Annotated in this window: 21 protein-coding genes; 6 read left to right on the top strand and 15 right to left on the bottom strand. The window is 72.7% G+C overall.

All coding sequences use genetic code 11. From position 1 onward, the window contains the following. Positions 1-92: 92 nt before the first annotated feature. The gene (locus tag ITJ68_RS12905) at positions 93-956 is read right to left on the bottom strand and encodes an HAD family hydrolase (RefSeq protein ID WP_194661660.1); all 864 of its coding nucleotides are present in this window, start codon (positions 954-956) and stop codon (positions 93-95) included. Continuing rightward, positions 953-2,224, bottom strand: a complete 1,272-nt coding sequence (gene serS / locus ITJ68_RS12900) for a serine--tRNA ligase (RefSeq protein ID WP_194661659.1) — start codon at positions 2,222-2,224, stop codon at positions 953-955. Before serS ends, ITJ68_RS12905 begins: the two co-directional genes overlap by 4 nt. A 126-nt stretch (positions 2,225-2,350) precedes the next feature. Between serS and ITJ68_RS12895 the strand changes: the two genes are divergently transcribed. Next, positions 2,351-3,436 carry a diacylglycerol/lipid kinase family protein gene (locus ITJ68_RS12895; protein ID WP_194661658.1) on the top strand — a complete coding sequence of 362 codons (1,086 nt, stop codon included), beginning with the start codon at positions 2,351-2,353 and terminating at the stop codon, positions 3,434-3,436. A gap of 42 nt (positions 3,437-3,478) precedes the next feature. Here the strand turns inward: ITJ68_RS12895 and pheA are convergent, their stop codons facing one another. From pheA to ITJ68_RS12875, 4 genes are read right to left on the bottom strand one after another with little or no spacing between them, the layout of a single operon-like run. Next, positions 3,479-4,435 carry a prephenate dehydratase gene (gene pheA, locus ITJ68_RS12890; RefSeq protein WP_194661657.1) on the bottom strand — a complete coding sequence of 319 codons (957 nt, stop codon included), beginning with the start codon at positions 4,433-4,435 and terminating at the stop codon, positions 3,479-3,481. 10 nt (positions 4,436-4,445) lie between these two features. Further along, entirely contained in the window at positions 4,446-4,982 is a 537-nt protein-coding gene (locus ITJ68_RS12885; RefSeq protein ID WP_194661656.1) for a MarR family winged helix-turn-helix transcriptional regulator, read from the bottom strand. Between the two features lie 9 nt (positions 4,983-4,991). Then, positions 4,992-5,447, bottom strand: a complete 456-nt coding sequence (locus ITJ68_RS12880; protein WP_194661655.1) for a hypothetical protein — start codon at positions 5,445-5,447, stop codon at positions 4,992-4,994. Then, the gene (locus ITJ68_RS12875; protein ID WP_194661654.1) at positions 5,444-6,955 is read right to left on the bottom strand and encodes a molybdopterin-dependent oxidoreductase; all 1,512 of its coding nucleotides are present in this window, start codon (positions 6,953-6,955) and stop codon (positions 5,444-5,446) included. The genes ITJ68_RS12880 and ITJ68_RS12875 overlap by 4 nt, the downstream gene beginning before the upstream one ends. On the opposite strand from ITJ68_RS12875, the gene ITJ68_RS12870 reads away from it, so the two are divergent. From ITJ68_RS12870 to ITJ68_RS12860, 3 genes are read left to right on the top strand one after another with little or no spacing between them, the layout of a single operon-like run. Further along, complete coding sequence (locus tag ITJ68_RS12870) at positions 6,896-8,284, top strand: glycosyltransferase 87 family protein (RefSeq protein ID WP_194661653.1); 1,389 nt, start codon at positions 6,896-6,898, stop codon at positions 8,282-8,284. The two genes, ITJ68_RS12875 and ITJ68_RS12870, sit on opposite strands and share 60 nt — an antisense overlap. After that, a complete protein-coding gene (moaA, locus tag ITJ68_RS12865; RefSeq protein ID WP_194661652.1) occupies positions 8,281-9,444 on the top strand; it encodes a GTP 3',8-cyclase MoaA in 1,164 nt (387 codons plus the stop codon). The genes ITJ68_RS12870 and moaA overlap by 4 nt, the downstream gene beginning before the upstream one ends. A 2-nt stretch (positions 9,445-9,446) precedes the next feature. After that, positions 9,447-9,686, top strand: a complete 240-nt coding sequence (locus ITJ68_RS12860; RefSeq protein WP_228505475.1) for a MoaD/ThiS family protein — start codon at positions 9,447-9,449, stop codon at positions 9,684-9,686. Between the two features lie 143 nt (positions 9,687-9,829). Here ITJ68_RS12860 and ITJ68_RS12855 read toward each other — a convergent pair whose 3' ends face one another. Genes ITJ68_RS12855 through ITJ68_RS12830 form a run of 6 tightly spaced genes read right to left on the bottom strand, consistent with a single transcriptional unit; the run spans position 9,830 to position 15,114 of the window. Next, on the bottom strand, positions 9,830-10,930 hold the full coding sequence (locus ITJ68_RS12855) for a calcium:proton antiporter (RefSeq protein WP_194661650.1): 1,101 nt from the start codon (positions 10,928-10,930) through the stop codon (positions 9,830-9,832). A gap of 45 nt (positions 10,931-10,975) precedes the next feature. After that, positions 10,976-12,001: an ABC transporter ATP-binding protein gene (locus ITJ68_RS12850; protein WP_323743316.1), complete on the bottom strand. Its 1,026-nt coding sequence runs from the start codon at positions 11,999-12,001 to the stop codon at positions 10,976-10,978. Beyond that, positions 11,998-12,780 carry an ABC transporter permease gene (locus ITJ68_RS12845; RefSeq protein ID WP_194661649.1) on the bottom strand — a complete coding sequence of 261 codons (783 nt, stop codon included), beginning with the start codon at positions 12,778-12,780 and terminating at the stop codon, positions 11,998-12,000. The genes ITJ68_RS12850 and ITJ68_RS12845 overlap by 4 nt, the downstream gene beginning before the upstream one ends. Next, positions 12,777-13,574, bottom strand: coding sequence for a molybdate ABC transporter substrate-binding protein (modA, locus tag ITJ68_RS12840; protein WP_194661648.1), 798 nt, complete (start codon positions 13,572-13,574; stop codon positions 12,777-12,779). The genes ITJ68_RS12845 and modA overlap by 4 nt, the downstream gene beginning before the upstream one ends. A gap of 60 nt (positions 13,575-13,634) precedes the next feature. After that, on the bottom strand, positions 13,635-14,720 hold the full coding sequence (locus ITJ68_RS12835; protein ID WP_194661647.1) for a HesA/MoeB/ThiF family protein: 1,086 nt from the start codon (positions 14,718-14,720) through the stop codon (positions 13,635-13,637). After that, positions 14,707-15,114, bottom strand: coding sequence for a TOBE domain-containing protein (locus ITJ68_RS12830; RefSeq protein WP_194661646.1), 408 nt, complete (start codon positions 15,112-15,114; stop codon positions 14,707-14,709). The genes ITJ68_RS12835 and ITJ68_RS12830 overlap by 14 nt, the downstream gene beginning before the upstream one ends. Before the next feature lie 149 nt (positions 15,115-15,263). On the opposite strand from ITJ68_RS12830, the gene ITJ68_RS12825 reads away from it, so the two are divergent. Continuing rightward, entirely contained in the window at positions 15,264-16,919 is a 1,656-nt protein-coding gene (locus ITJ68_RS12825) for a glycosyltransferase family 39 protein (RefSeq protein WP_194661645.1), read from the top strand. A gap of 40 nt (positions 16,920-16,959) precedes the next feature. Further along, on the top strand, positions 16,960-17,475 hold the full coding sequence (locus tag ITJ68_RS12820; protein WP_194661644.1) for a GNAT family N-acetyltransferase: 516 nt from the start codon (positions 16,960-16,962) through the stop codon (positions 17,473-17,475). A gap of 173 nt (positions 17,476-17,648) precedes the next feature. Here the strand turns inward: ITJ68_RS12820 and ITJ68_RS12815 are convergent, their stop codons facing one another. The 3 genes from ITJ68_RS12815 to ITJ68_RS12805 are packed head-to-tail and all read right to left on the bottom strand — an operon-like array spanning position 17,649 to position 20,980. Then, complete coding sequence (locus ITJ68_RS12815) at positions 17,649-18,581, bottom strand: 4-(cytidine 5'-diphospho)-2-C-methyl-D-erythritol kinase (protein ID WP_194661643.1); 933 nt, start codon at positions 18,579-18,581, stop codon at positions 17,649-17,651. Positions 18,582-18,590: 9 nt separating this feature from the next. After that, a complete protein-coding gene (locus ITJ68_RS12810) occupies positions 18,591-19,910 on the bottom strand; it encodes an O-acetylhomoserine aminocarboxypropyltransferase/cysteine synthase family protein (protein WP_194661642.1) in 1,320 nt (439 codons plus the stop codon). Beyond that, a complete protein-coding gene (locus tag ITJ68_RS12805) occupies positions 19,910-20,980 on the bottom strand; it encodes an LLM class flavin-dependent oxidoreductase (RefSeq protein WP_194661641.1) in 1,071 nt (356 codons plus the stop codon). The genes ITJ68_RS12810 and ITJ68_RS12805 overlap by 1 nt, the downstream gene beginning before the upstream one ends. Position 20,981: the final 1 nt, after the last annotated feature.

Raw genomic sequence — 20,981 nt, 5'->3', positions numbered from 1 at the left:
CAGGACCAGCCAGGACCAGCCAGGACCAGCCAGGACCAGCCAGGACCAGCCAGGACCAGCCAGGACCAGCCAGGACCAGCCAGGACCGAGCGCTACCGCGGCAGCGTGTCGAGCGCAGCCGCCAGGCCGTCGTCCGTGACGCCCCCGGTGACCTCGCTCGCGGCGTCGACCACGTCGGACGGGGCCTGCCCCATCGCGACCCCGCGGCCGGACGTGGACGCCCACCGCAGCATGTCGATGTCGTTGCGGCCGTCACCGGCGGCGAACACCCGGGAGCGCGGGATGTCGAACCACTCGCGCACACGTTCCATCGCGGTGGCCTTCGTCACGCCCTCGGGAGCGATGTCGAGCCAGGCGGTCCAGCCGACGTTGTACGAGACCTTGTGCAGGCCCATCCGGTCGACGATCTGCAGGAACTCCTCGAGACCGTGCTCCGGCGAGATCACCACGACCCGGGTGGCCTGCACGCCGAGCAGCTGCTCGAACGGCACGTGGTCGCCGTGCTTGGTCATGGCGTCGTCGGGGAACTGCCCGGAGAGCAGGTAGCGGCCGTCGGGCGACTCCACGCCGTACGCGCCGTTCGCCAGGGCGCCGCGGATGGTCTGCAGGACGTCGGTCGGGTCGAAGGTCTCGACGTGGACACGCACGTAGCCGTCGATCGCACCGGGGGCACTGGACCGGCGGAGGGTGACGGCGCCGTTGGCACAGACCAGGTACTCGGGCTGGATGCCGATCTTCTCGAGCACGGGCACGGTCATGCCCTCGCTGCGACCGGTGGAGAGCATGACCTCGTGCCCCGCGGCCGCTGCAGCCTGGATGGCGTCGACGGTGGCCTGGGTGACGACGCCGTCCTCGCGCATCACGGTGCCGTCGATGTCGAGCGCGACGAGCCAGCGCTTGACGCGCGTGGCGGCAGCCGACCCGTGGGACGACGACGATCCGGGTGTGCTGGTCATCGGGGTTCGATCACCTCGACGCCGCCGAGGTACGGGCGCAGGACCTCGGGCACGACGACCGTGCCGTCCGCCTGCTGGTGGGTCTCGAGGATCGCGACGAGCCAGCGCGTGGTGGCGAGCGTGCCGTTCAGGGTGGCGACCGGGGCCGTCTTGCCGCTCTCGGTGCGGTAGCGGATGTCGAGGCGACGGGCCTGGAACGTGGTGCAGTTCGACGTCGAGGTGAGCTCGCGGAAGGTGCCCTGCGTGGGGACCCAGGCCTCGAGGTCGTACTTGCGCGCCGCACTCGTGCCGAGGTCGCCGGCGGCGGTCTCGATCACGCGGTAGTGCAGCCCGAGGTCCTGCAGCATCGACTCCTGGTACGCCATGAGCTTGGCGTGTTCGGCGTCGGCCTGGTCCGGGTGGACGTAGGAGAACATCTCGAGCTTGTTGAACTGGTGCACGCGCAGGATCCCGCGGTTGTCGCGGCCCGCCGACCCGGCTTCGCGTCGGTAGCAGGTCGACCAGCCGGCGTAGCGGAGCGCCTGGTCGTCGCCGTCCGGGAACGCCAGGATCTCGTCGGCGTGGTAGCCGGCCAGGGCCACCTCGCTCGTGCCGGTCAGGTAGAGGTCGTCGGCTTCGAGTCGGTAGACCTCGGCCGCGTGCTCACCGAGGAAGCCGGTGCCGGCCATCGTCTCGGGGCGCACGAGCGTGGGCGTGATGAGCGGGACGAACCCGTGCTGGACCGCACGGTCGAGCCCGAGGGACATCAGCGCGATCTCGAGCCGGGCGCCGAGGCCCTTGAGGAAGTAGAAGCGCGATCCGGAGACCTTGACACCGCGGGCGATGTCGATGATGTCGAGGGCCTCACCGAGGTCGGCGTGGTCCTTCGGCTCGAAGTCGAACTCCGGCTTGGTGCCGACGGTGCGCAGCGTGACGAAGTCGTCCTCGCCGCCGGCGGGGACACCGGGCAGGACGACGTTGGGGATCGCGCGGACGACGCGGTTGAAGGTCTCCTCGGCGGCGGTCGCGGTGGCCTGGGCCTCCTTCACCCCGGCGGCGAGCGCCTGGGCCTGCTGCACGAGCGCGGCCTTCTCGTCCTTCGGGGCCTTGGCGACGGTCTTGCCGAACGCGTTCTGCTCGGCGCGCAGGGCCTCGTACGACGTGATCGCACTCCGCCTGGCGGCGTCGGCGGCGACGGCCTCGTCGACGACGTCGACGGAGGCGCCGCGCGCAGCCTGTGAGGCCTTGATGACATCGGGTTCGTCGCGCAGCAGCTGTGGGTCGATCACGGTCCCATCCTAGCCAGGGGCGGACTGGAGGCTCGGGGCGGCCCCGGCACGAGCCTCCCGTCCGCCCCGTGTCCAGACCGCGGGACGGCGCGCGCTCCACAGGCCCGGCCCGGTACCGTCTGTTGCATGTCATCGCCCTCGGAGACCGCGTCCACGCGTCCGGACGCCCTCGCCCCAGAGCGGCAGACCGCCGCAGTCATCTACAACCCGGTCAAGGTGGACCTGCCGAAGCTGCAGCAGACGGTCGAGCAGCACCAGCGCGAAGCGGGCTGGAACGAGACCCTGTGGTTCGAGACCTCGGAGGAGGACCCGGGCGGCGGGATGACCCGCGAGGCCCTCGCGTCCGGCGTCGACGTCATCGCTGCCGCCGGTGGTGACGGCACCGTCCGCGCCGTGGCCGAGGTCGTGCACGGCTCCGACGCGGCCCTCGCCCTGCTGCCGAGCGGCACGGGCAACCTGCTCGCGCGGAACATCCCCGCGCCGGTCGACGACCTCCGCGCGAGCGTCCACACGATGTTCCACGGCGAGGAACGCGCCATCGACTTCGGCACCGTGCGTGTCGAGCGTCCGGACGGTGCGCGCGAGGAGTTCGGCTTCCTGGTGATGGCCGGCCTCGGGCTCGACGCCCGGATGCTCGCGAACACGAAGCCCGAGCTGAAGAAGAAGGTCGGCTGGCTCGCCTACGTCGACTCGTTGATCCGCTCGCTGCGGGACGCCGACGCGTTCGAGTTCCGGTACCGCCTGGACGGCGAGGGCAACCGCTCGGTGCGCGCACACTCCCTGATCGTCGGCAACTGCGGCATGCTGCAGGCCGGCGCGACGCTGCTGCCCGACGCCGAGATCGACGACGGCGTGTTCGACATCGTCGTCATGCGCCCCCGTGGCTTCTTCGGCTGGGTCCGGATCGCCGCACGCATGCTGTGGGAGAACGCGATCCTGCGGTCGTTCCGCCGGTCCGCCCTCGGCCAGACGGCGATCGGCAAGCGCATCACGACGCGTGCCCGCGAGGAGCGCCCGCTGCGCTACCTGCGCGGCGAGGAGTTCACCGCACGGCTCGAGCGTCCGGACGAGTTCGAGATCGACGGCGACCCGGTGGGCGAGGTCGTGGCCTTCCGCGCCGAGATCGACGCCGGCGGGCTGCGTGTCAAGGTCGCCGGGCCCGAGGACCAGACACGCTCGACGCGGCAGGTGCGGGGCGCGCACCGCCGCTGACGGCTGGGCGCATGCGCGGGGTGCCCGGCGGGCGTCGGTGCGTCAGCGCTCGTCGGGTTCGCCGGACAGGATCGCCTGGAGCCATGCGCGGGCATCGACGAACGCGGCGTCCGAGTAGCGCAGGGACACCTCGGTCTCCTGCCGGTCGGCTCGCGGGTACGACCCGAGGAACGTCACGCGGGGGCTGAAGCGGCGCAGCCCGAGCAGGGCGTCGGCGACCCGTTCGTCGCGCACGTGGCCGTCGAGGTCGATGACGAACCGGTAGCGACCGAGCTCGTCACCGATCGGCCGCGAGGACAGCAGCCCCATGTTGATGCCCCTGGTGGCGAACTGCTCGAGCATGTCGACGAGGGCGCCTGGGTGGTCGGCGGGCAGCTCGACGATGACGCTCGTCTTGTCCGAACCGGTGCGCTCGGGGATCGAGAGCGTCTTCGACACCAGGACGAACCGCGTCACCGCGCTGCTGTTGTCGCCGATCGACTCCGCGAGCACGGCCAGGTCGTGGTGGTCGGTGATGCCGGGCGGGGCGACTGCGGCGTCGGCGGTCGGGACCGCGTCGAGCAGCGCCACGGCGGCGGCGACGTTCGAGGACGCCGGGATGTGGCCGTGCCCGGGCACGTTGGCCTCGAGCCAGCGGTGCGTCTGGGCGTAGGCGACGGGGTGCGCGTTCACCGTGCGGACGTCGGCGAGCGCGGTGCCGTGCCGGGCGACGAGCACGAAGTCCACGGGGACCAGGTACTCCCCCACGATGCGCACGCCGGGGATCCGGGCGAGGGCGTCCTGCGTGGCGCTGACCCCGCCGTCGACGCTGTTCTCGATCGCGATGACGGCACCGACCGAGCGGCCGGACATCACGTCGTCGAGGGCCTCGCCGACGTTGTTGACGCTCCGCCAGGGCTTGCCGGCCGCGGCGTCGACGAGCTTCAGGGCCGCCTCGGTGAACGTGCCGGCCGGTCCGAGGTAGCTGTACGTGTCGGACTCGACCTCGGGCTGGCTCATGCCGCCGAGCCTATTGCCCGGTGAGCCGCGCTTCGCACAACGCGGTGTCGTCCTCGTCGCGCGGGTACGTCAGCGCCGCGAACCGCCCGTCGGGGTCGAGCGTCGTCAGGAGGGACTTCGCGATCCCGTCGAGCTGCACGACCTGTTCCTCGGACAGGGCGTCGATGACGAACCGACGTGCCGTGCGGACGTGGTCGGGCGCGGCCTCGACGATCGTGGCGTACCCCGCGTCGGTCAGGCGGACGTCGGTGGCCCGGCGGTCGTCCACGGACGGGCACCGCGACACCAGCCCGCGCTTCTCGAGCCGGGACACCACGTGGGACAGCCGCGGCAGCGAGGCGTTCGTGGCCGAGGCGAGCGCCGACATCCGGAGCGTCCGGGTGTCGGTCTCCGAGAGCATCGCGATGACCATGTAGTCGAAGTGCGTCAGGTCGGCGTCCCGCTGCAGCTGCTGGTCGAGCGCCGCCGGCAGGAGCTCCATGACGGCGACGAGCTTCATCCAGGCACGCAGCTGCTCGCGCGTCAGCCAGGGCGTCTCGTCGGTCATGACCCCATCCTACGAAATGGTTGTCGATTCAACCACTGTTCCGGCGGATCTCCGTGCCGTCACGAACCCGATGACCAGCGCGGCGACCACGACGACGAGCAGCACGCCCTCGACGAGCAGCAGCCGGCCCGTGTAGTCGAAGGGCACGACCGTCGGGTTCTTCGCCCCGTGGGCCTTCGCCGCGATCTCCGGCACGACCACCAGGGCGAGCACGCTGCCGAGTACGACCGCGGTCTGCACGACGACCAGCACCCAGACGCGCAGCGCCCGACCGGCCCGCCGCAGCCCGAGGCCGACGAGCACCACGAACGGCGACAGGATCGCGTCGTGCAGGACCACCGCCGCGATGAGCCAGACCGCGAGCCCGCCGATGCGGTTCGGCTTGACGGTCGTCACGAGGACGTACGCGCCGAACGCCAGCACCAGCACGCCGAGGACGACGAGCACGATCCGCATGGCCCTCACGAGCGCACCTCGATCCGCTCGATCCACTTGGTCTGCAGCACGCCGGGCCGTCCGGGAGCGATGATGCGCGCCGGGAACCCGTGGTCGAGGTCGAGCGTCGCACCGTTCAGCTCGAGCGCGACGAGCGTCGTCGGGTCCGCTGCGTACTCCGGCCCCATGTCCATGATCCGGTAGCCGCCGTGGCGCTCGAGGCTCGTCACACGGACCTCCGAGGACGGCTCCGCCTGCACGGTCGCGAGCAGGTCACGCATCCGGATGCCCTTCCACCTGGCCATCTGGCTCCACCCTTCGACGCAGGAGATCGGCAGGGCCACCTCGGTCATGCCGAGCGCGACGAGCTCCGCCCGCGAGAACGTCCGCGTCAGGCGCGGCCCGACGACGGTGAGGGTCCAGTCGGCGGCCGTCGCGGTGGCGAGCACCCCGGCGGCACGCGCGGTGCGGTTCACCGGCAGTCCGGCCGGACCGCGTCCACGTTGCCGCGGCGCGAAGACGTTGAACGGCTCGCCGAGCTTCGACGATTGGCCGACGGTCAGCACGACGACGCCGGCGGTGGCCGCCGCGACCCCGGCGAAGAAGCCGCGTCGGGCGATCCGCTCGCGTCGACCGGCACGCACGCCGAGACTCGGCTCCGGGGACAGATTCCGCGCGGGGTCCGCTGCATCCTGGCCGCCAGGCCGAGACTCGTCATCCGGACGGGAGGCTCGGGACGGCTCCGCCCCGCCGGTCGTGCTGGCAGCGGGGGCACCGTCGACCCAGCGCATGACGCGACCCACGAGCCCCCGGGGGTACGGGGCGGACGCGGGGTGCGCCAGGCCGTACGGGGGCAGTTCGCTGCCCACCGTGTCGTCACGGACGAAGCGGCCCTCGGCGTCGTAGGAGTCCCTCGCCCGCCAGTACCGCACGATGATCGGCAGCTTCGTGGCGATGTGGATGACGAGCGAGCCGATGAGCACGTACGACAGCGCGTAGTGCACCTGACGGAACGGGAACGGCCACGGGTACCACTGGTACGTGTTCACCAGACCGGTGCCGACCTGGACGATCGCTGCGGACACGAAGACCGCGATGGAGAGCCGTTCGAGCAGGTGCAGCGGACCGCGCACGGGCGGGTCCTGCAGGAGCGCGGGCATGACGGTGTTGAGCTTGGCGAACAGGAGCGGGATGATCGCGATCCCCGCCGTGATGTGCAGGCCCTGCGTGAACTGGTAGAGCTGCGTCGGCCTGGTCGGGAACCGCATCCACGGCAGGGGGTCCTGCAGGAAGTGGCTGAACAGGCCGGTGCCGAAGCAGATCACGAACGCGATGCCGAGCAGGCGCCCGAAGACCACCGCCGAGCGCGCGTTCCGGTTCGGGGACGCCAGCACCGCGCGGCTGTCCCCCAGCAGGCGGCGGAGCATCGGTAGCCTCGACGGATCATGCGACTTCGTCACGGCCATCTGCTCCCGACCGTGCTCGCCGTGGTCGGCGTGCTGGCCCTGGCGGGCGTCATCGCCGTCGGCGTCACGCATCTGGGGTTCCTCCGGTCCGGTCATCGAACGTCATTCGTTGCGTGGACCCTGATCGCTTGGACGGTCTTCGTCATCGCGGTCGTCGCACTGCGGTTCGTCCCGGCCCGCCTGGTCACCATCATCGTCCTCGCGGGGGCCCTCGTGGTGGGGATCGCCGCGATGGCCGGGCCACCGAACACGAGCACCGACTCGGCGCGGTACTCGTGGGACGGCATCTTGCAGCATGCCGGGGTCTCCCCCTACGCGCACACCCCCCAGTCCGAGGCGTTGGCCCACCTGCGGCCCGACTGGCTGTTCCCGGACAAGGTCGACGGGACGTGCGAGAACCTGAAACCGCGGCTGCACGGGCTCGGTGACGGCGCCGACGGGCACTGCGTCGCGATCAACCGCGTCGACGTGCCCACGATCTACCCGCCGTTCGCCGAGATGTGGTTCGCGCTGGTCCGGTCGGCCGTGCCGGTGACCGCGCAGTACTGGCCGTTCCAGCTCGCCGGGCTGGTCGTCTCGCTCGGGATCACCGTCGGCCTGCTCCTGGTGCTCCGCCGCACCGGCCGTCCGCTGTGGTGGGCCGCGATCTGGGCCTGGTCCCCGCTCGTCGCCGCCGAGGCCGTCACCAACTCGCACGTCGACGTCGTCGGGGCCGCGCTGGCCACCGGTGGTGCCGTGCTCGTCGCGTTCGGACGGCCGATCTGGGGCGGGATCATGCTCGGCGCGGCCACGTGCACGAAGCTCATCCCGGCGATCGTGTACCCGGCGCTCCTCGGGCGATGGCGGGCCTGGTGGTCGATCCCCGTCGGCATCGCGGTGTTCGGGCTGCTCTACGTGCCCTACGTCGCGTCCACCGGCACGAAGGTCCTCGGGTACCTGCCCGGCTACCTGACCGAGGAGGGGTACGAGGACGGCTCCCGGTTCGCCCTCGTGTCGCTGGTCGTGCCCGGTGACGCGGGCACCGTCGTGGTGGGGCTGGCCGTGCTCGTCGCCGCCGTGCTGGCCTGGCGGCTGTCCGACCCGAGCCGGCCGTGGTCCGGCGAGGTGCTGATGATCGGCGTGACGTTCCTCGCCGTGACCCCGCGCTACCCCTGGTACGCCCTGCTGCTCATCCCGTTCGTGGCGCTCTCCGGCCGGTGGGAGTGGTCGGCGCTCGCGCTCGCGATCGCCGTACGGGGGGAATGGCCGAACGTCGACGCCTACCGCTGGTGGCTCGGCGGCGCGGTGCTCGTCATCGTCGTCGTCACCCTGATCCGCACCGAGCGGTCCGACTGGGTGCGGTGGCGGGACCGGCTGCTCCCCGGCCGGGACCGGCGGCTGCACGTATCATCGCTGCCATGACCGCCCGCGCGCTCCCGTCGACGGGGCTCCTCCCCGCTGCGGCTCCGGCCGCTGGGGCTGCTCCGGCGCCCGGGGCTGTGCCCGGCTCCTCGGTGCTGCCCGCGTCCGGGCTGCTCCGCCGCGTGCGTGCCGAGTCCTCGGTCCCGCCGCGGCCCCTGGGCGACGACGGGCTCGTCGACCGCTTCGGCCGCCGCGCCGTGGACCTCCGGGTGTCCCTGACCGAGCGCTGCAACCTCCGCTGCACCTACTGCATGCCGGCCGAGGGACTGCCCGTCATCCCGACCGACGCACTGATGACCGCGGCCGAGATCGAGCGGCTCGTGCGCCTGGGTGCCGACCACCTCGGTGTCCGCAAGGTCCGCTTCACCGGGGGCGAGCCGCTGCTCCGTGCCGACCTCGTCGACGTCATCGCCCGGTGCGCCGCGCTCGGGGTCGAGCTCTCGCTGACGACGAACGCGATCGGGCTGGCCTCGCGCGCCGCCGACCTCCGCGCCGCCGGCCTCGAGCGGGTGAACGTCTCGCTCGACACCGTCGACCCCGACGTCTTCGCCACCGTGACCCGGCGTCCGTTCCTCGCCCGGGTCCTCGACGGCATCGCCGCTGCTGCGGACGCCGGCCTCGGAGTCAAGGTCAACGCGGTGCTGCTCCGCGGCGTGAACGACCACCTGGCGCCCGAGCTGCTCGCCTGGTGCCTGGAGCGCGGCCACGAACTGCGCTTCATCGAGCAGATGCCGCTCGACCCCGGGCACGCCTGGGACGGCACCTCGATGGTCACCGCTGCCGAGACCCGCGAGCTCCTCAGCGCCGAGTACGTGCTGACGCCGGACACCGCCCCGCGCGACGGCGCCCCGGCCGAGCGCTTCCGGGTCGTCTCGCGGGCCACCGGGCAGGACCTCGGCACCGTCGGCATCATCGCCAGCGTCACCGAGTCGTTCTGCGCCGACTGCACCCGCACGCGCCTGACCGCCGAGGGCCACGTCCGCAGCTGCCTGTTCTCCGACGAGGAGGCCGACCTGCTCGGGCCGATGCGCGCCGGGGCCACGGACGCCGAGGTCCTCGACGCCTGGCGGCTCGCGATGTGGGCGAAGCCGCGTGACCACGGCGACGACCAGGACGGCATGGTGCACCCGGCGCGGGGCATGTCCGCGATCGGAGGATGACGATGACCACGATCCGGTTCTTCGCCGCCGCACGGGCTGCGGTCGGCACGGACGAGACCACGACCCAGGCCCCGACGCTCGCCGAGGCCCTGGGCAGCGTGGCCGCGGTCGACGCCGAGCGGTGGGCGGCCCTGCAGGAGCGGTGCTCCTACCTGGTCGACGGCGTCACCACGCGTGACCGGTCGACCTCGCTCGCCGAGGTCGGGCTCGTCGACGTGATGCCGCCCTTCGCCGGCGGCTGAGACCCGCGCCGCACGGCGGTCCCCCGCCTCGCACCGTGCGCGCTCCCTCAGCCCGTGCGAGGTCGACCGCCCCGTGCGCGGGTACCACCCCGCACCACGCGGTCAAGCTCGCACCACGCGAACCCGCGCCCAGCCGCCCGCGCCTACGGGCTGACCGACAGGACGATGAACGCGGCGAAGATCACCAGGTGCACGCCACCCTGCAGCCGCGTCGCCCGACCGGGCAGCACGGTGAGCACCGCTGCGACGATCGTCAGCGCGAGCAGCACGATCTGCGCCGACCCCAGCCCGAGCAGCAGCACCCCGTCGGTGAAGAACGAGGCGACGGCGATCGCCGGGATCGTCAGGCCGATCGACGCCATCGCGGACCCCATCGCCAGGTTCAGGCTGGTCTGGATGCGGTTGCGCGCGGCCGCCTTCGACGCGGCGATCCCCTCGGGCAGCAGGATGAGCAGCGCGATGACGACACCGACGAACGACGGCGGGAAGCCGACCGCGGCGACGCCGGCCTCGATCGCGGGTGACTCCACCTTCGCGAGCCCGACCACGGCGACGAGCGCCACCAGCAGCAGCCCGAGCGAGGTCAGCGTCGCACGGCTGGTGGGCCGCTCGGCGTGGGCGTCCTCGGACTCGGTCAGCACGCCGCCCGCCCGGTTGACGGGCAGGAAGAAGTCCCGGTGCGCCACGGTCTGGGTGACGACGAACAGGCCGTAGAGGGCCAGGGACGCCAACGCCACGAACACGAGCTGCGCCGTCGTGAACGACGAGTCGTCGGTGCCGGTGGTGAACGTCGGCAGCACGAGCGTCAGCACCGCCAGCGCCGCGACGGTCATGGTGGCCGCCGATGCGCCCTCCTGGTTGAAGCGCACGGTGTTGTGCCGCAGCGTCCCGATCAGGATCGCGAGCCCGACGAGCCCGTTCATCGTGATCATCACCGCCGAGAACACGGTGTCCCGCGCGAGCGTCTCGGCCTTCGGACCGCCGGAGCTCGACAGCGTGATGATGAGCGCGACCTCGATGACCGTGACCGCGACGGCGAGCACGAGCGACCCGAACGGCTCCCCCACCCGGTGCGCGACGACCTCGGCGTGGTGCACCGCGGCGAGGATCGTCCCGGCGAGCACCACGGCGACGACCACGACCGCCACCGTGCCGAGGTCGTGCATGACGAACGCCGGCACCAGCACGAGGGCGGCGATGATCGGGGTGCCGACGGGCCAGGCGCGGAGGATCCTCGAGGTCATCCGGCAATCCTGTCACCGACGCGGCCAGCGCACCGACTCGGTGGTTCACCGACGTGGGGCGTAGACGTCCACCTCGTCCGGCCGCACCGCGATGCGCACTGCGTCACCGCTGGCCAGGCCGAGCCGTGCCGCCTGGGCCACGGTCACGTCGGCGACGAGCTCGCCGGCCCGGACACGGACCAGTCCGTCCCGCGGCTCGACCGCGCGCACCCGGCGCGCCACCCCGGCACCGTCCCGTGTGACGACGGCGGCCGTCGGGTGGTACGCGGCCAGCACCGGACGGCCAGGAGGCTCGGTGCCGGTCTCCGACGCCAGCTCACCCCCGCCGGCGAGCGCGATCCCGGTCGTCGTGGACGTGCCCGGGACGAGCGCGAGCCCGGAGAACGCGGCGCCGAAGGCGCTGGTCGGACGGCCGAGGACCTCGGCGGTGGTGCCGGTCTCGACGACCCGGCCGTGCTCGAGCACCACCACGCGGGACGCGAGGGCGACGACCTCGATCGGGTCGTGCGTGACGAGCACCGTCGGACGTCCGGTGATCGCCGTGGCGAGGGCCGCGCGGACGTGCTCGCGGGCCTCGACGTCGAGTGCCGAGGTTGGTTCGTCGAGCAGCAGCACCGCCGGGTCCGCGGCGAGTGCCCGTGCGATCGCGACCCGCTGCGCCTGCCCGCCCGACAGGGAGCCGGGGTCCCGCGGTGCCAGGGCGACCGCGTCGATGACCGCCAGGGCCGCGTCGGAGCGGAGCCGGGCCTCCCGTCCGTGCACACCGGCGGCCCGCGCACCGTAGGCGACGTTGGCGGCGACCGACAGGTGCGGGAACAGGTCCGGTCGCTGTCCGACCAGGCCGACCCGGCGGCGGTGCGACGGCACGCGGTGGCGGCCGTCGTCGACGCGGCGTCCGTCGATCGACACCGTGCCGGCGTCGAGGTGCACCAGGCCGGCGACGGCCTCGACGACGGAGGACTTGCCGGCGCCGTTCGGCCCGATCACGGCGACGCACTCGTCGGGCCCGACCTCGAGCGTGACGTCGACGTCCCGGTCCCGCAGGACGACGTGGGCGCGCAGACCGCTCACGTCGTCACCGGCCGGAGACCCGAGCGGACGGACGTCGCGCCGATCACCACGACCGCGACCACCACGAGGACGAGCGCCAGGGCGATCGCGGTGTCCGGGTCGACCTCGCGCTGCAGGTAGATCTCCAGCGGCAGGGTCCTCGTGACGCCCTGCAGGCTGCCGGCGAAGGTCAGGGTCGCACCGAACTCCCCGAGCGCCCGGGCGAAGCAGAGCACCAGGCCGGAGGCGATGCCCGGGAGTGCCCGCGGCAGCGTGACGGTGAGCAGGACGCGAGTCGGACCCGCGCCGAGGGTCGCGGCGACCCGCTCGTACCGGTCACCGCTGGTGCGGAGGGCACCCTCGACCGAGGTGACCAGGAACGGCATCGCGACGAACGTCTGCGCCACCACGACCGCGGCCGTCGTGAACGCGATCCGGACGCCGTGGGCATCGAGGAAGCCGCCCAGGGGCCCGAGCCTCCCGAACGCCGCCAGGAGCGCGAGCCCACCGACGACGGGCGGGAGCACGAGCGGCAGCAGGACGACCGCGCGGGCCACGCCGACCCAGCGGGAGCGGACGCGGGAGAACACGACCGCGAGCGGCAGACCGAGGACGAACGCGATGCCCGTCGCCGCGGCGGCGGTGCCGAGGCTGAGGCCGAGGGCGGTCAACGAGGCCGGGGACGTGACGAGCGCGGCGAAGGAGCCCCACTGGACCCGGCCGACCATCGCGAGGACGGGGACGACGACGAACAGGCCGCCGAGGACCGCCGGGACCGGGAGCCACCAGGGGATCCTCACGGAGCGCCGAAGCCTGCGGCGGCCAGGACCTTCTGTCCGTCCTCCGATCGGACGTACGCGCTGAACGACCGGGCGAGATCGGCGTTCGCGGACCCGTGCACCACGCCGATCGGGTCGGTGTTGACCGCACGTCGGGCCGCGTCGAACGCCACCCCGTCGACCTTGCCGCCTGCGCCGCGGACGTCCGTGACGTAGACCAGGCCGGCATCGGCCTGCCCGGACTCGACCTTGCCGAGGACGTCGGTGACCGACTGCTCCTCGCTGACCGGGCGCAGCGTCACACCGGCGGCCTGCTCCACCTCCTGCGTCGCCGCACCGCAGGGCACGGGCGCGGCGCACGTCACGACCTGCAGGCCGGGCGCGGTCAGGTCGCCGAGGTCGTGGATGCGCTCCGGGTTGCCGGGTGCGACGGCGATCTGCAGGGAGTTCGTCGCGAAGGGCTCGGCACTGCCGTCGATCAGGTGGGCGTCGGTGAGCTTCCGCATGTTCGGCTCGTCGGCGCTCGCGAACACGTCGGCAGGGGCACCGTTCTGGATCTGCGTGACGAGGTCGCTCGAGCCGGCGAAGGAGAACGTCACCGTCGTGCCGGGGTGGGCGCGTTCGTAGTCCCTGCCGAGCGTGGTGAACGTCTGCTGCAGGCTCGCGGCGGCGAACACGGTGATGCTGCCGGTGCTCGTGCTCGTGCTCGTGCTCGTGCTCGTGCTGCTGGCCTGGCTCGTGCCGGTGCTGCACCCGGTGAGCAGCACCAGGCTGACCGCCGCGACGACGATCGGGGTCGTGGTCCTGCTGCGCACGGTCGGCCTCTCCGGGACGCATCCGCGTCGCTCTCCCGGCAGACTAGCCGCACCTGCGCCTCAGATGGTGGGGAGGCCCTCCCGCTCCCATGCCTGCATGCCGCCGTCGAGGACCACCGCGCTGCGGCCGAACGCGATCGCGGCGGTGGCCCAGGCGACGGCTCGGGGTCCGCGGGCGCACACCACGACGACGTCGCGCCCGTCGTCCGCGGGCAGGTCCTCCGGCGGGACGGCACCCGACACGACACCCTGCGCGCGCTCCTCCGGCGTCCGGACGTCGACGACGAGCACGTCGTCCGCCGGGTCGGCGATCCGGGCAGCGAGGGCGGACGGCGCGATCCTCGGCAGCACGGCGTCCTCGGAGGGGGCATCCAGCGCGGGACGGTGGGAGGCAGGCCCGCGGCGGAGCGGACTCTCGGTCCAGTGCCACCGGCGGGCGTCGACGCTGAGGACCCGTCCGAGCAGCGGCTCACCGAGTCCGGCGACCAGGGCGGTGACCTGTGCGGCCATCACCGAGCCGACGGCACCGCAGAGGGCGGGCAGGACGCCGTCGAGGGCACACGAGCCCTCGTCCGGCTGCACGTCGGGGTGCAGGTCGTGAAAGTCGACGACCCGGTCGTCGAACACGGTGACCTGTCCGTCGTACCCGAGGGCGCTCCCCCAGACGAACGGGACGTGCTCGGCGGCGCAGGCGTCCGACACCGCCCGGGTGACCAGGAGCGAGTCGGCGGCGTCGACGACCACGTCGTGCCCGGCGACGAACCCGGCGTGGAACCGCTCGACGACGGCGTCGACCCGGCACTCCGGGTCGACGGCCGCCGCACGCTCGGCGGCGACCTGCGCCTTGGGACGGCCGACGTCCGCCGCCGTGAAGAGCGTCTGGCGGGCCAGGTTCGACGGGTCGACGACGTCCGGGTCGACGATCGTCAGCCGGGCGATGCCGCTGCCCGCGAGGTAGGCGACGACCGGGGCGCCGAGGCCGCCGGCGCCGACGACGAGGACCCGCGCTGCCGCGAGCCGCCCGAGCGTGCGGTCACCACCGGCGTCGAGCGCAGCGGTGCGGGAGCCGAGGCGGCGGCGGCCCGGGGTGAGCGGGGCCGGGGTCTCGCTGTCCGGCATCGGGGCTGGTCCGTCAGTCGTCGTCATCGGGGGTCTCCACCGTCACCATCGTGGCCTTGACCGAGGCGACGGCCACGGACCCGACCTCGAGCCCGAGGTCGCGGACGGCCTCGGCGCTCATGAGCGAGACGACCCGGTGCGGCCCGCACTGCAGCTCGACCTGCGCCATCACGGTGTCCGTGACGACCTCGGTCACGATCCCGACGAAGCGGTTGCGCGCCGAGCTCCTGACGGAGGACGCCGGGTCGGGCAGGGCACCGCCGTGGGCCTTCGCGTGCACGGCGAGCTCACGTCCGTCGACCACCGCGCGACCGGCGTCGTCCGAAAGACGCGAGAAGGTGCCGGCGTCCACGAGCCGTCGGACCGTGTCGTCACTCACCCCGAGGTACCGCGCCGCGTCCTTGACCCGCAACCGACTCATCCCCGGATGCTAGCGGCTCTGCCCCGATCGACGCCCTCGGACCCGACCCGTCGGATGCTGTGAGGGCTCCGAACCACAATGTGACATTCTCAGGAGCACGGGGCAGATCGCCGGGTCGCCGCCCAGGGGCCGTCGATACCGTCGGCCCCGTGAGTTCCCCCCGTACCGGCACCATCGGCGTGCCCCGTCAGGTGTCCGCCCCCGAGGTGCGGACCCGGCTGCGCGGTGTGTCCGGCGCGATCGGCCTCGCCGTCGTGCGGACCCCGGAACTCACCATCGGGGCACTGGCCGTCCTGGTCACCGCCGCCTTCTCGTGGGTGCCGTCGCTCTGGTACGACGAGGCCGCCACGGTCACGAGCGCCCAGCGGTCCTGGGCCCAGCTCTGGGCGGAGCTGCACTCCGTCGACGCCGTCCACGGCCTGTACTACGCCCTCATGCACGCCTGGTTCTGGCTCGTCGGGTACACGCCGTTCACCCTCCGCTTCCCGAGTGCCCTCGCCATCGGCGTCGCCGCCGCCCTCGTCGTCGCCCTGGGGCGTCGACTCGGCGGTCGGCGGCTCGGCATCGTCGCCGGCCTCGTGTTCCTCGCGCTGCCCCGTGTGCAGTGGGCCGGGTCGGAGGGCCGTCCGTACGCCACGATCACCACGCTGTCGGTCTGCCTGACCCTGGTCGGACTCACCGCCATGCGCCGCACGCGCTCGCGGCACCACGCCACGCGCTGGTGGATCGCCTACGGGGCACTCGCCCTCGTCGCGGTCACCTTCAACGTCTACCTGTCGCTCGCCGTGGTCGCGCACGTGGTCGTCCTGCTCTGGACGCTGCTCGCCCGCCGGTCAGAGCTGCGCCGGGCCTCGATGACCGTCCGCGCCCAGCTGGCGCCGCCGCTCGTCCCCGGCCGTGCGCTCGTGCGGTGGGCGATCGCGTCCGGTGCCGCCGCGTTCGTCGTCTCCCCCTTCGTGCTCGAGGTCGTGTCGCAGTCCAAGCAGGTCGGGTGGATCGCGCCCGTCGGCGACCGCACCATCGCGCAGGTCTTCGCCACGGCGTGGTTCGGTGCCGACGGCGTCACGGCGGCCGTCGCCTGGACGCTAATGGTGGTCGGCATCGTGGCTGCGGTGGTGCAGGTCCGTCGCCCGTCCCCGACCGTCCGGGCGCTCTTCCGGATGCAGGCCGTCCGGGTCGCACTCCCGCTCATGGTCGTCCCCACCGCCGTCCTCGTCGGGGCGACGGCGCTCGGGGAACACCTGTACTCCCCGAAGTACGCCAGCCTGAGCCTGCCGTTCGTCGCGATCCTCATCGCCCTCGCCGTCACGCTCCTGCGCCCGAAGGCCTGGCTCGCGGGCGCCGTGGCGTTCCTCCTCGTGCTCTCGATCCCCGCCGCCATGGCGGTCAAGCAGCCGATGGCGAAGCAGGACTCGACCTGGGCCAAGGCCGCGTCGATCGTCGCCGCCGCGCGGGACGCCCACCCCGACGCCGACGAGGGCGTCGTGTTCGGCAGTGTCTACGGCCACCCGGGCACCACGGCCGACATCATCCGGATCTCCTACCCGTGGGCGTTCACCGGCATGACGGACCTCGGCGTCCGGAAGAACGGCGCCGAGTCGGGCGTCCTGTGGAACCAGACCGGCGACGTCGCGACCACGGTGCCGGCACGCCTCGGCGACATCGACACCGTCTGGTTCGTCGGTGGGACCTCGCGCAACAAGGAACCGAAGACGACCGAGGTGCTCGAGCAGCACGGCTTCGTGGCCGAGCAGCGCTGGAAGACCGGGACGGTCATCATGACGGAGTACGTGCGCGTCCGCTGACCTCCGAGGTCGTGGACGGGCCGTGTGCCATGCTGCCGTCATGCAGCACGACGTCCGCCCGATCGAGCCCGCCGACGCCGAACGGCTCGGTGACCTCCTCGCTCGGAACCGCGCCTGGCTCGCCCCGTGGGACCCGGTCCGCCCGGAGACCTTCTTCACGGTGGACGGCCAGCGCGCCGAGATCCAGTCCGCGATCCGGCGGCGACAGCAGGGCGTGATGATGCCGCTCGTGATCACCACCGACGGTGTGGTCGTCGGGCGGATCAACCTCAACTCGATCGTGATGGGGGCGTTCTGCTCCGCGACCCTCGGCTACTGGGTGTCCGAGGACGCGGCGGGCTACGGTGCCGCGACGGCGGCCGTCGGACTCGCCACCCGGATGGCCTTCGACCGGCTCGGGCTGCACCGCGTCGAGGCGGGCACACTCCCCCACAACGAGCGGTCGCAGCGCGTCCTTGCGAAGAACGGCTTCGAGCGCTACGGCTACGCACCCCGGTACCTGCGGATCGCCGGCGAGTGGCAGGACCACGTCCTGTTCCAGCGCCTGGCCGACTGAGCGCGGGCGGGCGGGCGGGCGGGCCAGCCCGAGTCTCGCCCCTGCGGACACCCTGCGCCTGCTGGACCGCACAGGACGTCCGCGGGGCCGAGACTCGCGCGCCGCGAGGACCCCCGATCGCAGCCGCAGCCACAGCCACAGCCACAGCCAGACCCGACAGGGCAACGGATGCGTCAGTGGACGACGCGCGCGCCGTGCACCGGACCGGACGCACGGACCGCGACGAGCCCGGCGGCGCTCAGCGCGACCTGGACCTCGAGCGCGGCGTCGATGTCGGCGACCAGGAACGCGACCGTCGGCCCGCTGCCGGACACCAGCCCGGCGAGGGCACCCGAGCGCTCCCCGACCTCGAGCGTGGCGGCGAGCCCGGGCTGCAGGTGCATCGCCGGGGCCTGCAGGTCGTTGTGCAGGCAGTCGGCGAGCAGGTCCGGGTCGCCCGCGCGGAGGGCCTGCAGCACGTTCGACTCCACGACTGGCGTGGAGGGCGCCGGTGCGATGTCGGCACGGTAGCGCTCGCGGTGTTCGTCGAGCGCGTGGTACACGGAGGGGGTCGACAGGCCGTCGTCGCTGAGCGCGAGCACCCACTGGAACTCGCCCTTGGCCAGCGCGGGGCTCAGCTCGTCGCCGCGCCCGGTGCCCACCGCGGTCCCGCCGGCGAAGGCGAACGGCACGTCCGCGCCCAGCTCGGCCGCCAGCCGCAGGAGTTCGTCGCGACCCAGGGCGGTGCCCCACAGCGTGTCGACCGCCAGGAGCGTCGCCGCTGCGTCCGCCGAGCCGCCACCCATGCCGCCGGCGACGGGCACCCGCTTGTCGATCGTCAGCCGCACGCCGCCCGCGTAGCCCGCGGTCTCCGCGACGAGCCGTGCGGCCCGGATCGCCAGGTTCGTGTCGTCGACCGGGACGCCCGAGGTGTCCACGGAGCCGGTGAAGGTCACGGTGAAGTCGTCGGCCGGTTCCGCGACGACGTCCTCGAACAGGGACACCGCCTGGTACGCGGTCGCGACGTCGTGGTAGCCGTCGTCCTGCAGGGCGCCGACGGAGAGGAACACGTTGATCTTGCCGGGAGCGCGCGTCCGAACGCGCGTGGGTGCTGCCAGCGAGGTCATGCGACCAACCTATCCCGCCCGGCTCCCGCTGCTCTCCGCGGCCGCGAAGCCCCGCACCAGGTCCGCCAGGATGTCGTCGGGGTGCTCCAGGCCGATCGACAGCCGGATGAGGCCCTCGCCGACACCAGCGGAGGCCCGTTCCGACGGCGTCATCTGCACGTGGGTGGTCGACGCCGGGTGCACGACGAGCGACCGGACGTCACCGATGTTCGACACGTGGTCGAACAGCTGCAGGGCCGCGACGAACCGACGCCCGGCCTCGACACCACCGGCCAGGTCGAACGCGAGCACCGCGGAGGGGCCCTTCGGGACGTACCGCTGCTGCAGGTGGTGCCACGGGGAGCTCGGCAGCCCGGCGTAGTGCACGTGCTCGACCTGCGCGTGGGCGTCGAGCCACGCGGCCACCGTGGCGGCGTTCTGCACGTGCCGGTCCATGCGGAGCGACAGGGTCTGGATGCCCTGCAGCACCAGGAAGGCGTTGAACGGGGCGATCGCGGGGCCGAGGTCCGCCGACAGCTTCGACCGGGTGCGCTGGATGAACGCGCGCCGTCCGAACTTCTCGGCGAAGTTCGTGCCCGAGAACCCCGAGTGCTCGGTCGTCGCGAGCTGCGGGTACTTCGCCGGGTACGCCGCCCAGTCGAACGTGCCGCCGTCGACGATGAGCCCCGCGATCGCGCTGCCGTGGCCGGCGAGGTACTTCGTCGCCGAGTGCACGACGATGTCCGCGCCGTGCTCGATCGGCCGGACCAGGTACGGCGTCGCGATGGTGTTGTCGACGATGAGCGGGACCCCGGCGTCGTGCGCCACGCCCGCCACCCCGGCGAAGTCGAGGACGTCGCCGCGCGGGTTCGGGATCGACTCCCCGAAGAACGCACGGGTCTCCGGACGCACCGCAGCCGCCCACTCGGACAGGTCGGTGGGGTCCTGCACGAAGGTGAACGCGATGCCGAGGTCCTTCAACGTCGACGCGAACAGCGTGTAGGTCGCCCCGTACAGCGACGCACTCGACACGATGTGGTCCCCGGCGCGGGCGAGCCCGAGCACCGCGAGCGACGTCGCTGCCTGACCGGACGCGAGCGCCAGCGCTGCGACCCCGCCCTCCAGGTCGGCGATCCGTCGTTCCAGTGCGGCTGCCGACGGGTTGTTCACCCGCGAGTACGTGTGCCCGGGCGCGTTGAGCAGGAACCGGTCGGCGGCGTCCTCACCCGACGGGTACACGAACGCCGCGGTCTGCGCGATGGGCGGCACGTTCCCGCCGAAGCCCGGGTCGGACTTGAACCCGGCCCGGATCTGCCGGGTCTCGAAGGCCCAGTCGTCCTCGACCGCCATCAGGCGACCGGCCCGGCGCCGACGGACGAGACGGCGTCGTCCGGCACCGACGCCCGCACCAGCGGGATGACCTGCTCGCCGAACCGCTCCATCTCCTCGAGCTGCGGGGAGAACTGCAGCAGCAGCGTGTCGACGCCCGCCTCCTCGTACTCGCGGATCCGCGCGGCGACCTGCTCCGGCGTGCCGACGAACTGCGGTCGCAGCCCCCGGTTCGACACGGAGTAGTCCTCGAGCGAGGGCACGTGCTCGAGCTGCGACTTCGAGATGAAGTCCTGGTAGGACTCGTAGGCCTTGCCGTGCTGCACGTCGGTGATCCGCGCCAGCTCGGCCTGGGCCTCGTCCTCGGTCTCGCGGACGATCGCGTACGCGGCCATGCCGAACGCCTCGAACGGCGGCAGCCCGGCGTCCTCACGACGACGGCGCATCTCGGCGATCTTCGTCCGGAGCTCCTCGACCGTGCCGCCGTGGGTGACGTAGGCGTCCGCGTAGTGCGTGATGCTCGCCTTGCCGGCCTCGCTCTCGCCGCCGGCGTAGATGCGCGGGGTGATGCGCGGCTTCGGCTCGAGGTGGGCGTTCTCGACGTCGTAGTACTCGCCGTGGAACGAGTACGGCGTCTCCCGCCACATCCCCTTCATGACCTCGACGAACTCGGCGGTGCGCTTGTAGCGGTCGTCGTGCTCGGAGAAGATTCCGCCGTACTGCCGGGCTTCCTCGGCCCACCAGGCGCTCACCACGTTGAAGGTGAAGCGTCCGCCGGAGATGTCGTCGATCGTCGCCGCCTGCTTCGCCGTCACGGCCGGCAGGTGGTAGCCGGGCCGCATCGCCGCCATGATCTCGAGTCGGTCGGTGGTCGCGGCGATCGCCGCCGCGAGCGCCCAGGCCTCCAGGCTCGGCGCCGCAACGCCCTTGATGTCGTTGAGGTTCAGCTCCGGCACGAGCGTCAGGTCGAAGCCGATCCGCTCAGCGCGCTGCGCCAGGCGCTTGACGTAGTCGAAGGTGACCGGCATCTGCTCGTCGTCGACGTTGCGCAGCCAGCCGCCGAAGAGCGGGGTCCAGTATCCGAATCGCACG

It is taken from the genome of Curtobacterium sp. VKM Ac-1395, assembly GCF_015350975.1.
Classification (GTDB): Bacteria; Actinomycetota; Actinomycetes; order Actinomycetales; family Microbacteriaceae; genus Curtobacterium.
The sequence above is the reverse complement of the archived record's forward strand: the minus strand, read 5'-3'. Positions and strand labels throughout refer to the sequence as shown.

Excerpts from the sequence above, each read along its gene's own strand:
- ITJ68_RS12905 (WP_194661660.1), bottom strand. The coding sequence starts at position 956 with ATGACCAGCACACCCGGATCGTCGTCGTCCCACGGGTCGGCTGCCGCC.
- ITJ68_RS12895 (WP_194661658.1), top strand. The coding sequence starts at position 2,351 with ATGTCATCGCCCTCGGAGACCGCGTCCACGCGTCCGGACGCCCTCGCC.
- pheA (WP_194661657.1), bottom strand. The coding sequence starts at position 4,435 with ATGAGCCAGCCCGAGGTCGAGTCCGACACGTACAGCTACCTCGGACCG.
- ITJ68_RS12885 (WP_194661656.1), bottom strand. The coding sequence starts at position 4,982 with ATGACCGACGAGACGCCCTGGCTGACGCGCGAGCAGCTGCGTGCCTGG.
- ITJ68_RS12875 (WP_194661654.1), bottom strand. The coding sequence starts at position 6,955 with ATGCGTGACGCCGACGGCGATGACGCCCGCCAGGGCCAGCACGCCGAC.
- moaA (WP_194661652.1), top strand. The coding sequence starts at position 8,281 with ATGACCGCCCGCGCGCTCCCGTCGACGGGGCTCCTCCCCGCTGCGGCT.
- ITJ68_RS12860 (WP_228505475.1), top strand. The coding sequence starts at position 9,447 with ATGACCACGATCCGGTTCTTCGCCGCCGCACGGGCTGCGGTCGGCACG.
- ITJ68_RS12855 (WP_194661650.1), bottom strand. The coding sequence starts at position 10,930 with ATGACCTCGAGGATCCTCCGCGCCTGGCCCGTCGGCACCCCGATCATC.
- ITJ68_RS12835 (WP_194661647.1), bottom strand. The coding sequence starts at position 14,720 with ATGACGACGACTGACGGACCAGCCCCGATGCCGGACAGCGAGACCCCG.
- ITJ68_RS12830 (WP_194661646.1), bottom strand. The coding sequence starts at position 15,114 with ATGAGTCGGTTGCGGGTCAAGGACGCGGCGCGGTACCTCGGGGTGAGT.
- ITJ68_RS12820 (WP_194661644.1), top strand. The coding sequence starts at position 16,960 with ATGCAGCACGACGTCCGCCCGATCGAGCCCGCCGACGCCGAACGGCTC.
- ITJ68_RS12815 (WP_194661643.1), bottom strand. The coding sequence starts at position 18,581 with ATGACCTCGCTGGCAGCACCCACGCGCGTTCGGACGCGCGCTCCCGGC.
- ITJ68_RS12810 (WP_194661642.1), bottom strand. The coding sequence starts at position 19,910 with ATGGCGGTCGAGGACGACTGGGCCTTCGAGACCCGGCAGATCCGGGCC.